We start from the raw sequence: 13,458 nt of genomic DNA on the forward strand, positions 1-13,458 counted from the left end.
CAGAAAACCCTTACAGCCACCTCGCACTTCACCGACAACCGTGATGCCGGTCAGCGCACCCGATTTGGCTGGGCACGAGACTTGATGTCAGCCAAACGTGCGTGCTGTTCTTTGGCTGAAATAACGGTTCCAGGTTCACTTCCACTGCAGCCCGGCCGTCGCCGAACGGTCGCGCCCATACCGCCATGCGGCAGGCATGGGCGCGATCCACTGGCGCCTAGAACTTGTAGGTCAGCCCGATGTACGCCAGCCGGCCGGCGTAGCCGCCGGTGTAGAAGCGGGCGCGGGTGTCCTCGCCCAGGTGCGAGCGGAACTCCTGCTTGGTCAGGTTCAGCACCGAGGCGGTGAGGCTGAGCGCCGGGGTGATGTTGTAGGCCGCGTTGACATCGATCTGGTAATACGGCTCTTCAAAGACGTTCAGCCCGTTGACCAGGCCTTGCACCAGCTCACCGCGGCGGTTGTACGAGGCGCGCAGCAGCAGACTGTCGGTCTCGTAGAACATGGTGAGGTTGGTCTGGTTTCTGGCGCTGCCCGGCATGGAGGTCTTGCCGGCTTCTGTGCCGTCCTCCAGCCGCACCGCCGCCTTGCTGGCATCGTTGTAGGTGTAGTTGAACTGCACACCGAGACCGAATGGCAGCGTGTGCTGCGCGTAGAGCTCCACACCCTGCGAGACTGCGTCCTGGCCGCCGGCCTGGGTGCTGTAGTTCTGCACGGTGACCGGCTGCCCGTCGACCATCATGTTGACGTCGCTGATCACGTCGACCGCAAAGTTCTCCACGTTCTTGCGGAACAGTCCCACACCTGCCACCGAGCCTGGCTGGAAATACCACTCCAGCCCCAGGTCGAACTGGTTGGCCTTGTACGGCTCCAGGTTCTTGTTGCTGCCCGAGCCGTACCAGCCCTGCTCGCTGGCACCGCCGGTCAGGCGCCGGTCGGCCACGTACTCGGGGCTGTAAAACTCCAGGCTGCCGGGCGCGGCGATGTCGTTGTAGCTTGGGCGCGCAATCACTTTCGCGGCTGCCGCGCGCAGCAGCAGGTTTTCGGTCAGGTCGTAGGCCAGGTTGAAACTCGGCAGCACGTCGGTGTAATTGCGGTCCAGCCCGCTGACCACGAACGACTCGGTGCGTTGCACGCTGTCGGCCAAACGCCAGTAGCCTTCGGTGCCGCAATAGGTGTCGGCCGGTGCGCCGCCGGGCGTGGCGGCGCCCTGCTGGCAGGCCAGCGGGTTGCCGTCGGCACCGTCGAAGAAATAGTCGTTGTAGGCGGTCACCTTGTCGGTGGACTCGGCACGCTGGCCGGTGCGCGCCACCCGCACGCCGACGTTGCCACGCAGCCGCTCGGTGTGGAAGTTGAGTTGCAGGTAGGTGGAATAGATTTCCTCGTCGACGTTGTAAACGAAGTTGTCTTCGCTGCGGGTCTGCATCGCGCCGTAGGTCTGGTTCAAGTAGCCGATGTAGCCCGGGAAGTTGATCGCCGGGAACGCGCTGGCATTGACGCCACCGGCCAGGTTGTCCTGCGCGAACAGCAGCCCCGGCGAGAACTGCGTGGCGATGGCATTGCAGCGCCCGTTCCAGTAGCGGTTGTCGTAGTCGCCCGGATCGGTGCCCGGGCACACCCAGTAGTTGTTGCCGGTATTGCGGTGGATGCCGCCGTCGCGACGCTTGAGGCCGAACTGCAGCGAGTCGACGACCTCGCCATCGAAATGCCAGGTGGTGTCGATCTGCGCGTACTGCTGCTGATTGGTATTGCGGGTCCAGGACGAGCCGGTCGAGCCCAGGTCGACCTGCAGGATGCCGTCGCGCAGGTTCTGCATCAGCTGCGGCGAGAATGTCATGGACGGCGTGCCGGTCAGGTCCCAGGCGCTGGCGAAGTTGCCGTTGCTCCAGCTGCCGTCGGCGTTCTGCAGGCGCGGCTTGATCGGCAGGGAGAATTGCAGCTCCGGCCCGCCCTTGGCCCAGGTGCGGCCGACCTTGAACGCCACGTCCACCTGCTCGCCACGCCATTCGCCGCCCAGGTCCACCGTCTGCGACTGCGATTTCTCGATGTTGTAGCTGCCGGTGATCTGCGGCGTCGGCACGGTGCAATCGTCCGAGCCCCAGCCGCCCGGCGGCAGGCCGGCCGCGGCGGCCTGCGCCTCGCTGCAATAATAGGTCTTGCCCGGACGCAGGCTGTAGGCGGCGCCAGTGACAATCGTGCCGCTGGGATCGAACTGCAGCCCGTCGAGCAGACGGCCGCCGCGCCAGTTGCCGTCGCCGTTATAGCGGGCAATGTTCCACTCGGGAATCTTGATGGTATTGGTCTGCGAGTCCTGCGACAGGTCGAAGCGGAAGTAGTTCGCGGTCAGCGTCAGGTCGTCGGTCGGCTTGAACTGCAAGGTCAGTTGCCCGCCCTTGCGCTCGCGCTCCTCGCGTTTGGCGTCCAGGCTGACCGCCGTCGGCATCATGAAACCGGTGGAGTAATTGCCGTCCTGGTTCCAGAAACCGGTACCGCCCCACCAGTTGGCGTTGAAGTCCGACGGATTTCCATTCACGTCGACCGCCGGGCCGACTTCGTCGCGGCCGTACCACTGCCAGCTCTCGGTACTGGCATTGAGCGTGCGAGCGGTGCGCTTCTGCTGCGTGTAGCCAACGAAGACACCGAAGCGGTTGTCCTTGTCGTGCCACGAGTACGAGCCAGAGAACTGGCCGTCGGTCTTCTTGCTGGTATCCGACCAAGTGCCCTCGGCCGAGACGAAGCCGGAATGTGGCTCCAGTTCCAGCGGGCGCCGCGTCTGCAGGATCACCGTGCCGCCGATGCCGCCTTCGTCGATGCGTGCTTCCGGGGTCTTGTACAGCTCCGCGCTGCCCAGCAGGTTCGACGGCAGCAGCGTGTAGTTGAACGAGCGCGTCGGGTCGCCGTTGGATTCAGCGGTGGCGATGTAGTTGCCGTTCAATTCGGTCAGCACCAGCTCCGAGGACAGGCCGCGCACACTGACGTTCTTGCCTTCGCCGCCGTCGCGGCTGATGACCACGCCGGGCACGCGCTGCAGCGCATCGGCCACGTTCTTGTCGGGGAACTTGCCCACGTCCTCGGCGGTGATCACATCGACCACGGCGTTGGCGTTGCGCTTCTGCTCCAGGCTTTTTTCGATCGCGTAGCGGTAGCCGGTCACCGTCACCGCATCCAGGTCCGTGGCCTGCAACTCGGCCTGGTCCGTGGGCGCCGGCGTGACGTCGGCCTGTTGGGCGACAGCGGTGGTAGAGGCGGCGCTCGCGAACAAGACGATGGCGATGCCGGCGGACAGCGTGCTGCGGTTGCGTGCGAATGGCATGCAGTTCATTTCGATCATGCTCTCCCAATAGTGATCGGCTTCGGCCGATTCCTGTCGATCCAACGATCGGACAAGAACGCCGCGCGAAGTGACGCAGAAATATCCGGCGCCGTTGCGGCGACCCGGCTTCCTCGTTTTCCCTCCCCCTTCTGCGCAGAGGCGATTAGATCGTTCTAATGCAGTGGAAAACTAAGTATCACAGCCCATGCGGCAGCGCATTCTGCCCCGCAACAGGCCCGCGGCGTTGCAAGGCATCCACGATGGCCGGCCGGGCTCGCCACGCTTGCACGCGGCACGGCACAGCATGGCCTGCCGCGTGCAAGCGCTGCAGTAGTTCGATCGCGGACAGCAACACGCCCTGGCCCGCATCCAGGCGCAAGTGGTTTAGCGAAGCGGCTGCACTCCCCGTCATTTGCAACCGGGCTCAGCCAGAGACAGGATCGACATGCGTGTTGACGCACGCCAGGGACATGGCCCACCGCACGCCACTTGGCTGCCATCGCCATCGCCATCGCCATCGCCACGGCGATTCTGATACGCGAGGATTCCTTATCGGTTGTGCTTGTCTGGGTGTTCGATCAATGGATCTGAGCAGATCCCTGGCAGAGCCTGTCAGCCGTTCTGCCACCGCTCAAATGACGCCGCCGCATCGCGCACCCGCTGGCTCACGAGCTTTCTTACTCACCGCGGATCCTCACTGCGGATCCAGATACATCGACACCTGCCCTGACCCACAAGACGATACGGCACCCCCCCTGGCGATCGGGTCGCACGGGTGCCCGACAACAGCGGCATCACGGCCATCGCCCTCAGCCAGCAACCGCAGCCTTCGCGTGGGACATGCCGACCCCGAGCAATCGATCCGCTTACCCCAGCCCGTTGCGTGAGGCAGCTGGCGCGTCAACGCACCTGCCGCTGCACGCATCAGTTCAATAGCATTTGCGCTGAGACAGTGAAAGCGCACGCGGCGGCGCAGCGGAACAATCGCCTCCGCGATCGATGGACGCTGCACACTCGAGTGCGGCATCGCGATTGTTGCGGATATCGGCCAGGGAACTGGCGATGGCCACATCCGGGATCACTCCCCGCCCTTCGAGCGAGACACCGGATGGATCTTTGAAGGAAGCGATCGGAATATGAATCTTGGCCCCTTGATCGAGCGAAAAGACCTGCGCAATCAACACCTGCCCGGCAGTGCGCTGACCAATCACGCGGGCACGGCGATAGTGTTGCAGGGTCGCCGACAGAACCTCGGCAGCGCTGGAGCTGGCTTCACTGACAAGGACCGTGAGCGGAACATCCGTGGCGGTCATTCCCGTTGGAACACGCAGCTCGCGGGACGATGCGCGACCGCGCTCTGTTCCAAGCAGCGTCCCTGCGGGGAGAAAGTTCCCGGCAATCTCGCCAAGGGCCGTTGCGGCGCCACCACGATTGAGCCGGAGATCGAGCACGATCGGCTGCCCGGGATGCGCGGCAACCTGCTGGGTCACCCAACGCGCATTCTTCGTATTGAAGTCGTTGAATTCCAGGACGATCGAACCCCGATGCGCATAGGCGACACGCTCATAGAGCTTGGCCATGAGTCGTTGCCCCATGGTGTGCTCGCTGGGATCTGTCCTGACCTGAACCACTTGCCCGGATGGCTGCCTGAGACGGTAGTCATAGGTCCCGAACGGCTGTCCTGATACCGGCCCCATGCCGACCAAGTGGTCGCCTGGCTCGACACCCGCCCTTTCCGCGCTGGAGTGATTCACCACCTCGATCACGTTGAGCCCATTTCCAGCCTCACCGCTGGTGGTCGTCAGCTTCAATGGCCGGTAATCGATCAGGCCAGGCAGTTCACCCGTTCCAGAAAGCGAGCCCAGCACGTTGGCAAACGTCATCCAATCGACGTTATTGACTCGAAGAACCCCATCGCGTCTTTCAAGATTCGTCGAGCGCGCCGCAGCAAGGGCGACCGGGATAACAAAATAGTGCGAGACACCAGCCAAAGATGTCGTGGATACGGCGATGTCCAGCGTCTTCTGAGAAGCGACTGGATTGGCGGCATTACACAACAAGACATGCCAGCCTACGCGCACACCTCGCACATAAAGAGGAGAATGGGGGTCGATGGATTCAACGACCGACATGCGTACCAACCCGGGCTCCGAGATCAGCATGCCCGCTCCCACGAATGCATCGGGCCATTGAAGCCCGACCAGATCTTCCTTCTTTGGAATGCCACGCGCGGCCTGCTCGGCCGTGAAGTACTGGAGATGCGACGCCTCCAATAAGCCCAACATTTCCCCTACCAGGTCGACCGTCTTTGCATGACTAAAATCGAAGAGCGGAATTCTCTTCCTGTAGGTCGCGTTGACAGCCGCCCAGTCGTAGCCATTGAAATGTCCGTCGTAATAAAGCTCATCGACCGCCGACCAGGCAGACACCAGAATATGCAGGTTAATTCGATAATTCACCCAAACAGCGAGTGCGGAGACCAACGCGGTGGAGCACAGTAACCCCAGAACAAACTGCCGATAGTTAAGCCCCAACCCACCCTCTCCCTGATGACGCGTTCGCACCGGACATGTGTACGACATCTCGCGCCCTGGTCCAGGGCGAGCGCTTGCCCCAACGCTACCGGCCCGATGCCGCGGCATTGGACACCGCTGCGAAGACAATCGTCACGGACCGAAGCTGTCGGCTCATCTCAGTGCAGGTGCCGGAGTAAGCAACTTCCGCGCAATTCTTCAGACTGGACCGGCCGCGTAACGGGCGTCGCAAGACGCATTCGACGTCAGTCCTGAGTTGCGCCCCAGTCGGTACCCGGGGTGCGATGGGCACACCGTCAGGACGTTTTGCAAACCGTCGCAGAAGCATGTCAATGGCTAGACCGTAACATCGCTCGCCGGCCCCACCTTTGATCTGGTCACTGACAACCACCGTCTGCGGTGCTGCCCGCGGGTGCCTTCACTGCATCGAGAGAGAGGCGAGTGCTGCGCAAGCCGTCCCTAGCCTCCTGCGCAGGAACTGGGTTCAAGCCAAGATGTCGCTGAGCATCTGAGCCGTCTTCAAGCCACGGAAATGAACTACCCAGGCGCCAGCGTGGCCGAGGATCGGCGGAGAGCGGCACAGGGATGTGCCGCGACGGCGAGTCAGACAGGACGCCTGCCGAGCCGAGGAGCCCATTCCCGGCCGCGCTGGCGCCGCTTACCACGCTGGCATCGTGCTTCGCCGTACTCTCCCCCCGGCTGCGTGCCCCTGTCCGCGCTAGCAGGGCGGGCGCACCAAGACATGCGCGCCGGCAGCGCGCCAGCCTTGCCTTGGTGCTCCGGCGGGAGGGGGGCGCCAGTGCCGCGTCGGTCGTGCTGGCGATTTCCACCCTCGTATCGCAAGGGCTGACCCGAGGCATCACTGAGTTCATCGAGACCTTTTCCGACCGAGGGACCGACTCCCGGCCGCGCGACCGCCCTCAACGAGGTCGACAATTCGAAGACCCATCACCCAGAACGACAACTTTCTGGCGCGCCAACCAGCCGCATCTATCAAGTCCGCCGCGCCTGGGCCGATACCGCATGCATGGACAGACTCAGCGTAATCGGACTGGTGCTGGCGATCGTGGCGATCGTGGGCGGCAGCGTGTTGAAAGGTGCCGGCATTTCGTCGCTGTGGTCGCCGGCTGCCTTCGTGATCGTCATCGTCGGCACGGTGGCCGCGATCCTGCTGCACACCTCACCGGCAGTTTTCCGACGCGCGTTCAAGATCCTGCGCTGGGTGATCCAGCCGCCGGCCAGCGATCGCCCGCAGCTGCTGGCGCGGATCGTCGAGTGGAGCAACATCGCCCGTCGCCAAGGCCTGCTGGGCCTGGAAGACCAATTGCCGCGCCAGGAGGATGCCTTCCTGCGCAAAGGCCTGCAGATGCTGATCGATGGCGTGGAGCCGGAAGCCATGCGCAACATGCTCGAGATCGAAGTGGACAACCAGGAGCGTCAGGATCTTGCCGCGGCCAAGGTGTTCGAGGGCATGGGCATCTATGCGCCCACGCTGGGCATCATCGGTGCGGTGCTGGGCCTGATGGCGGTGATGAAGAATCTGGCCGACCCGGCCATGCTCGGCCACGGCATCGCCGCGGCATTCACCGCCACTATTTACGGTATCGCCTCGGCCAACCTGCTGTTCCTGCCGGTCGCCGCCAAGCTCAAGAGCGTGATCCATTGCAGCACCAACGAGCGCGAAATGGCGATCGAAGGCCTGATCGCGATCGCCCAGGGCGAGAACCCGCGCAACATCGAATCAAAATTGGCAGGCTACTTGCATTAACCGCTTATGGCCCGTCGTCGCAAACACCACGAAGAACATGGCAACCACGAAGCGTGGGCGATTCCGTATGCCGATCTGATGACGCTGCTGCTGGCGTTCTTCGTCGTCATGTACGCCATCTCCTCGCTCAACGAGGGCAAATACAAGGTCATGGCGCAGGCGCTGACCAGTGCCTTCGGTGGCTCGTCCACTACCGCCAGCCCGGTACAGCTGGGCAAGACCCAGACCCTGGGCGCCGATTACGACCGCCCCTCGGTGATCAAGGCCGGCGCGCCGATGGCTGCCTCCAACGGCCCGACTGACCCTACCCTGCTGCCGTCGATGGCCGCGCAGATGCGCATGCCGGTGTCGCTGCGCAACCAGGCGCAACTGGCGCGCGCGCAGCGGCAGATGGATGCAGTGGAGCAACAGCTGAGCAAGACGCTGGCGCCGCTGATCGACAAGAAACTCATCACCATCCGCCGCAACGATCTGTGGATCGAGGTCGAGATCAACAGCGATATCCTGTTCGGCACCGGCTCGGCCGCGTTGGCCGGCAATGCCCGCACCACCTTGTCCACGCTCGCCTCGGTGCTGCGCGACGCACCCAATGGCGTGCGCGTGGAGGGCTATACCGATAACCAGCCGATCGCCACCGCGCAATTCCCTTCCAATTGGGAATTGTCCGCGGCGCGCGCGGCCAGCGTGGTGCACCTGTTCGCCGACGACGGCGTCGCCCCGCAACGATTGGCGATGGTGGGCTATGGAGAATTCCGCGCACGTGCCGATAACAGCACTGAGGCGGGACGGAATGCGAACCGGCGTGTGGTGTTGATCATCCTCGCTGACTCGGCTGGCTCACTCGCACCCGATCCGCCATCGCAGCTGCATGCGACCGCCGCCGGGGCGCCCAAGCTTCCCAAGTCTGACGGCGGCCAAACGGCCGGCACCACCGAAAGCGGCACAAGTTCCGTCCCCGCCGTAATTCAAGGAGTGCAGTGACATGCGTATCTGGGCAATCGCCAACCAAAAGGGCGGCGTCGGCAAGACCACCACGACGCTGGCATTGGGTCGCGGCCTGGCCGCGCTCGGCCACCGGGTGTTGTTGATCGACCTCGATCCGCACTCCTCGCTCACCCGCGCGTTCGGCGTGGCGGTCGACCCGCCGCCGCGCGGGGTGCTGGACCTGTTCGGCACCCCACCGAGCGATCTGGCCAGCCTGGCGCACGAAAGCAGCATCCCCGGCCTGTCGTATGTGTGCGCGCAAGCCGCACTGGCCACGCTGGAGCGCCGTAGCGCCAATCAACCCGGCCTTGGCCTGGCATTGCAGAACGCAATGACCCGCCACGCCGGTCAACACGATTACATCCTGCTCGACTGCCCGCCCACGCTCGGCCTGCTGATGATCAATGCGCTGGCCGCCTGCGACCGCGTGGTGGTGCCGACCCAGGCCGAGCCGCTGGCCTTGCATGGTCTTGCCAGCATGGTGCGCACCGCCGACATGGTGCAGCGCTCGCGTCGCCGCGAGCTGCCGATGTCGATCCTGCCGACCCTGTTCGACCGCCGCACCCGCGCAGGCAACGAAACGCTCAAGGAAATGCAGACCACCTACGGCCCGGTGGTGTGGGAAGACGCCGTTCCGATGGACACCCGTATCTGTAATGCCGCCGCACTCACCGTCCCCGCTGTCGGCGGCGACTATCAGGGCCGCGGCCTGTCCGCCTATCGCCGCGCGCTGGAATGGGTGCTGGCCGATGACGCGATGCGCATGGAGCAAGCCGCATGAGTAACCCCACCGCTAACGGTGAGCTGGACGATTATCTGGAGGGCCTGCTGCACGATGCAGGCGTCGAGATCCTCGCCCCGCCCGCTGCGGCCGCTATCGCCGCTGTCGAAACGCCGGCGCTTGCGCACGCAGATCTCGCGTTGGCCGAGCCGCAGGTGCAGGCTGCCGCGCTTCCCGAAGCTGCCGCGGTCTCACAAGCCGCCACCTCCAATGCAATTGCCGCGGTGCTGAGCGCCGATGCGATCGCTGCCGATTTCCTGGCGGAAATGGATGCCGATCCGGCCTTCGGCCCGCCCGTGGCCGCCGCGCCCAGCGCTGCCGACATCGCGGCCGATTTCCTTGCCGAAATGGATGCAGACCCGGCCTTCGGCCCGCCTGTCACAGCCGCTCCGAGCGCAGCCGATATCGCGGCCGATTTCCTCGCTGAAATGGATGCGGACCCGGCCTTCGGCCCGCCCGTGGTCGCCGCGCCGAGCGCGGCCGATATCGCGGCCGATTTCCTCGCCGAAATGGACGCGGACCCGGCCTTCGCCGCCGCGCCCACCGCGGTGGACCTGCTGACCGCCGATCTGCTGGCAGAAATGGATGCCGACCCAGCCTTCGGGCTAGACGCCGCACCGCTCGCCGTACCCACACCTGCCCCGATACCGAAACCCGCACCCCGTGCCGCACCTGCACCGATGCGCGCTGCACCGGTGCCCACTGGGTTGCAGGCATTGCTGGCGCCCGGCCAGGCCGACAAGATTCACGCCGAACGCCGCGCCAGCGAACGCAGCACGCGTTGGTTACGCCTGCGCTGCGGCGAACAGACCTATGCACTGGAATTGCTCAAGGTGCAGGAAGTGGTCTTGCCAGTACCGCTACTGCCGTTGCGCGGCACTGCCAGCGCGATGCTCGGCATCATGAACCTGCGTGGCCAGGTGGTCCCGGTGATCGATCTGGGCATTCACCTCGGCTCTTCGCCGGTTGACATGGATCTGCACACCCGCGTGGTGGTGCTGGAAGAAAACGGCGAAACCATGGGCCTGCGCGTGTCGGCCGTGGAAGACGTCACCAGTCTGACCGATCAGCAGATCGAACCGCCAGACAACGCACGCCTGTGCCGCATTTATAACAACCTGTTCCGCGGCGTTGCACGCCTGGGCCATCAGCCGATGATCCTGCTCGATGCCACCCACCTGCTGCATTGATACGCCTAGCTTGCTCGTACCTGCACGCATAACGATTCAGCGTTAAAGCTTTCCCGCACCCCGCCGTTAGTACGCATAGAACCAGCCGTTCGGAGCAACAATGAGCACAGTGACATTGGGCGAGGATCTCGGTATCGAGACCAGCGCCGACCTCAAGCAAAAGCTTGCCGGATTCCTCACCCAGGACGGCGACCTGGTGCTTGATGCCGGTGAAGTCCGGCGCATCCACACCGCAAGCGTGCAATTGCTCTGCGCCTTTGTGCAGAGCCGCCGCCAGGCCGGTCTGCACACCGAATTCGATGGCTGCAACGACACTTTTAGAGATGCGGCTCGTCTGCTCGGCGTTACCGACGCGCTCGGACTTCCCGCATCCAATGACAACCTGAAATCTGTGGAGAACGCCGCATGAGCGCACGTATCTTGGTGGTGGACGATTCGGCGTCGATGCGCCAGATGGTCTCCTTCGCCCTCACCTCTGCCGGCTTTGCCGTCGAAGAAGCCGAAGACGGCGCCGTTGCGCTGGGCCGCGCGAAGGGTCAGCGCTTCAATGCGGTGGTCACCGACGTGAACATGCCCAACATGGACGGCATCTCGCTGATTCGCGAGCTGCGCCAGCTACCGGACTACAAGTTCACCCCGATGCTCATGCTCACCACCGAGTCGGCGGCCGACAAGAAGTCCGAAGGCAAGGCGGCAGGTGCGACGGGTTGGCTGGTCAAGCCGTTCAATCCAGAGCAGCTGATCGCCACCGTCCAGAAAGTTCTCGGTTAAACCCTTCTCGCTTCACCTTCGGATTTCACGCCCATGAGCATGGACCTGCAACGCTTCCACGCCACCTTTTTCGAAGAGAGCCGTGAAGGGCTCGACGCGATGGAGGCCGGGCTGTTGTCTCTTGAAGAAGGCAACCGCGACCCGGAAATCATCAACTCGGTGTTCCGCGCCGCGCACTCGATCAAGGGCGGCGCTGCCACCTTCGGTTTCGATGCCGTCGCCGGGCTGACCCACGTGCTGGAGACGCTGCTGGACGAGTTGCGCTCCAACAAGCGCCAGCTCGAACCCAATGCGGTCGATGCCATGCTTGGCTCGGTCGACGTGCTGCGCGCCCTGTTGCGCGAAGCCGAACACGGCACCCCGGCCGACCCGGCTGCAGTCAAGGCCGTGCATACCCGTTTGAACGCCGTGCTCGCCGGCGAAGCGCCGGTGGCTGCGGTCGTCGCCAAACCGAAGGAAGCAGAACCGGAAGCCTGGCACATCGGTTTCACTCCGGCGCCGTCGCTGTTCATGAGCGGCAACGACCCGCTGCGCATCATCCGCGAGCTCGAGCACCTTGGCCCGCTGCAGATTGCCGCGCGTCTGGAGCGCATGCCGGGCTTTGAAAACATCGATCCGCTCGAAGCGTATCTGGCGTGGGATCTGGGCCTGATCGGCAAGATTCCGCGCAGCAAGATCGAAGACACCTTTGCCTGGGTGGTGGACGATTGCGAACTGGACATCCGCCCGATGGCGGTGCCCGGCCCGCCGCCGAGCCTGGCCGTGGACGCTGCACCGGTTGCAGCCAGCGCCGCCGCACCGACCGCCGCCGCCGAACCCGCTGCCGCCGCGGCAGCAACGCCGGCCAAGGCCGCCGCTGCAGAAGCAGAAAGCTCGATCCGCGTCAGCGTGGACAAGGTCGATGCCTTGATCAACCTAGTCGGCGAGCTGGTGATTACGCAGGCCATGCTCAAGCAGGTCTCCACCGGCCTGGACCCGGCGCATGCCGAACAGCTGTTCGCCGGTCTGGACCTGCTGGAACGCAATACCCGCGATCTGCAGGAAGCGGTCATCGGCGTGCGCATGCTGCCCGTCGATGCGGTGTTCCGCCGCTTCCCGCGCCTGGTGCGCGACCTTTCCAGCCGCCTCGGCAAGCACGTGCGTCTGCGCACGATTGGCGAGAGCACCGAGTTGGACAAGGGGCTGATCGAAAAGATTGCCGATCCGTTGGTGCACTTGGTGCGCAACTCGATCGACCATGGTCTGGAACTGCCCGATGCGCGCCGCGCCGCCGGCAAGGACGAGACCGGCACCATCACCCTGGCGGCCTCGCATCAGGGCGGCCACATCGTGATCGAAGTGAGCGACGACGGCCGTGGCCTCAATCGCGCCAAGATCCTGGAAAAAGCGGCCGAACGCGGCATCGCCGTGCCGGACAACCCGACCGACGCGCAGGTGTGGGACTTGATCTTCGCACCGGGCTTCTCCACTGCCGATGCAGTCACCGACCTGTCCGGTCGTGGCGTGGGCATGGACGTGGTCCGCCGCAATATCCAGGGCCTGGGTGGCGAAGTGCAGCTGGAAAGCAACGCCGGCAGCGGGACGCGCGTGCTGATCCGTCTGCCGCTGACCCTGGCCATCCTCGACGGCATGACCGTGTCGGTCGCCGGCGAAACGCTGATCCTGCCGCTGTCCTACGTGCTCGAAGCACTGCAGCCGGCTGCGGAAGACGTCCGCTCGATGGCCGGCGACGGCCGGGTCCTGCGGGTCCGCGGGGAGTATCTGCCGATCCTGTCGCTCACCAATTACTACGGCTTCGGCGGGCAACAGTCCTCCACCGAATCGCTGGTGGTGGTGGTCGAAGGAGACGGCCAGAAGATCGCGCTGGAAGTGGATGAATTGCTTGGCCAGCAGCAGGTGGTGGTCAAGAACATCGAGAACAATTACCGGCGGATTCCGGGCGTCTCCGGCGCCACCATCCTCGGCGATGGGCGGGTTTCGCTGATCGTGGACATCGGTGGCCTGGTGCGCTCGCTGAAGGTGCCGCAAGCCGCGTAATGCATTCGCCGCGGCCTGGATGCCGCGGCGCAAGGCTCCACCACACCATCGCTGCACGATGGGCGCTGGAGCGATCGCCGGCA

The 13,458-nt window shown here is 64.3% G+C and carries 9 protein-coding genes; 7 read left to right on the forward strand and 2 right to left on the reverse strand.

From position 1 onward, the window contains the following. Positions 1-217 precede the first annotated feature (217 nt). Together XpruCFBP8353_RS16395 and XpruCFBP8353_RS16405 are read right to left on the reverse strand one after the other, a co-directional pair. Positions 218-3,373 (reverse strand): TonB-dependent receptor, encoded by a 3,156-nt coding sequence (locus tag XpruCFBP8353_RS16395; RefSeq protein ID WP_207759657.1) that lies wholly within the window; start codon positions 3,371-3,373, stop codon positions 218-220. An 866-nt stretch (positions 3,374-4,239) separates the two neighbouring features. Continuing rightward, entirely contained in the window at positions 4,240-5,769 is a 1,530-nt protein-coding gene (locus XpruCFBP8353_RS16405; RefSeq protein WP_162301086.1) for a S41 family peptidase, read from the reverse strand. 1,102 nt (positions 5,770-6,871) lie between these two features. Here XpruCFBP8353_RS16405 and XpruCFBP8353_RS16415 point away from each other — a divergent pair. The 7 genes from XpruCFBP8353_RS16415 to XpruCFBP8353_RS16445 all read left to right on the forward strand — a co-directional run bounded on the left by XpruCFBP8353_RS16415 (position 6,872) and on the right by XpruCFBP8353_RS16445 (position 13,375). Next, complete coding sequence (locus XpruCFBP8353_RS16415) at positions 6,872-7,612, forward strand: flagellar motor protein (protein ID WP_101364154.1); 741 nt, start codon at positions 6,872-6,874, stop codon at positions 7,610-7,612. Between the two features lie 6 nt (positions 7,613-7,618). After that, positions 7,619-8,593 (forward strand): flagellar motor protein MotD, encoded by a 975-nt coding sequence (motD, locus tag XpruCFBP8353_RS16420; RefSeq protein ID WP_101364155.1) that lies wholly within the window; start codon positions 7,619-7,621, stop codon positions 8,591-8,593. 1 nt (position 8,594) lies between these two features. Beyond that, positions 8,595-9,377: a ParA family protein gene (locus tag XpruCFBP8353_RS16425; protein ID WP_101364156.1), complete on the forward strand. Its 783-nt coding sequence runs from the start codon at positions 8,595-8,597 to the stop codon at positions 9,375-9,377. After that, complete coding sequence (locus tag XpruCFBP8353_RS16430) at positions 9,374-10,567, forward strand: chemotaxis protein CheW (protein ID WP_101364157.1); 1,194 nt, start codon at positions 9,374-9,376, stop codon at positions 10,565-10,567. The genes XpruCFBP8353_RS16425 and XpruCFBP8353_RS16430 overlap by 4 nt, the downstream gene beginning before the upstream one ends. A 100-nt stretch (positions 10,568-10,667) precedes the next feature. Continuing rightward, a complete protein-coding gene (locus XpruCFBP8353_RS16435) occupies positions 10,668-10,976 on the forward strand; it encodes an STAS domain-containing protein (RefSeq protein ID WP_003489692.1) in 309 nt (102 codons plus the stop codon). Next, positions 10,973-11,338: a response regulator gene (locus XpruCFBP8353_RS16440; RefSeq protein ID WP_002806565.1), complete on the forward strand. Its 366-nt coding sequence runs from the start codon at positions 10,973-10,975 to the stop codon at positions 11,336-11,338. Before XpruCFBP8353_RS16435 ends, XpruCFBP8353_RS16440 begins: the two co-directional genes overlap by 4 nt. 33 nt (positions 11,339-11,371) lie before the next feature. Beyond that, positions 11,372-13,375 carry a chemotaxis protein CheA gene (locus XpruCFBP8353_RS16445; protein ID WP_101364158.1) on the forward strand — a complete coding sequence of 668 codons (2,004 nt, stop codon included), beginning with the start codon at positions 11,372-11,374 and terminating at the stop codon, positions 13,373-13,375. Positions 13,376-13,458: the final 83 nt, after the last annotated feature.

The organism is Xanthomonas prunicola (genome assembly GCF_002846205.1).
Taxonomy (GTDB): domain Bacteria; phylum Pseudomonadota; class Gammaproteobacteria; order Xanthomonadales; family Xanthomonadaceae; genus Xanthomonas; species Xanthomonas prunicola.

Coding starts and splice junctions, on each gene's coding strand:
- XpruCFBP8353_RS16445 (WP_101364158.1), top strand. CDS start 11,372: ATGAGCATGGACCTGCAACGCTTCCACGCCACCTTTTTCGAAGAGAGC.
- XpruCFBP8353_RS16435 (WP_003489692.1), top strand. CDS start 10,668: ATGAGCACAGTGACATTGGGCGAGGATCTCGGTATCGAGACCAGCGCC.
- XpruCFBP8353_RS16430 (WP_101364157.1), top strand. CDS start 9,374: ATGAGTAACCCCACCGCTAACGGTGAGCTGGACGATTATCTGGAGGGC.
- XpruCFBP8353_RS16425 (WP_101364156.1), top strand. CDS start 8,595: ATGCGTATCTGGGCAATCGCCAACCAAAAGGGCGGCGTCGGCAAGACC.
- motD (WP_101364155.1), top strand. CDS start 7,619: ATGGCCCGTCGTCGCAAACACCACGAAGAACATGGCAACCACGAAGCG.
- XpruCFBP8353_RS16415 (WP_101364154.1), top strand. CDS start 6,872: ATGGACAGACTCAGCGTAATCGGACTGGTGCTGGCGATCGTGGCGATC.
- XpruCFBP8353_RS16440 (WP_002806565.1), top strand. CDS start 10,973: ATGAGCGCACGTATCTTGGTGGTGGACGATTCGGCGTCGATGCGCCAG.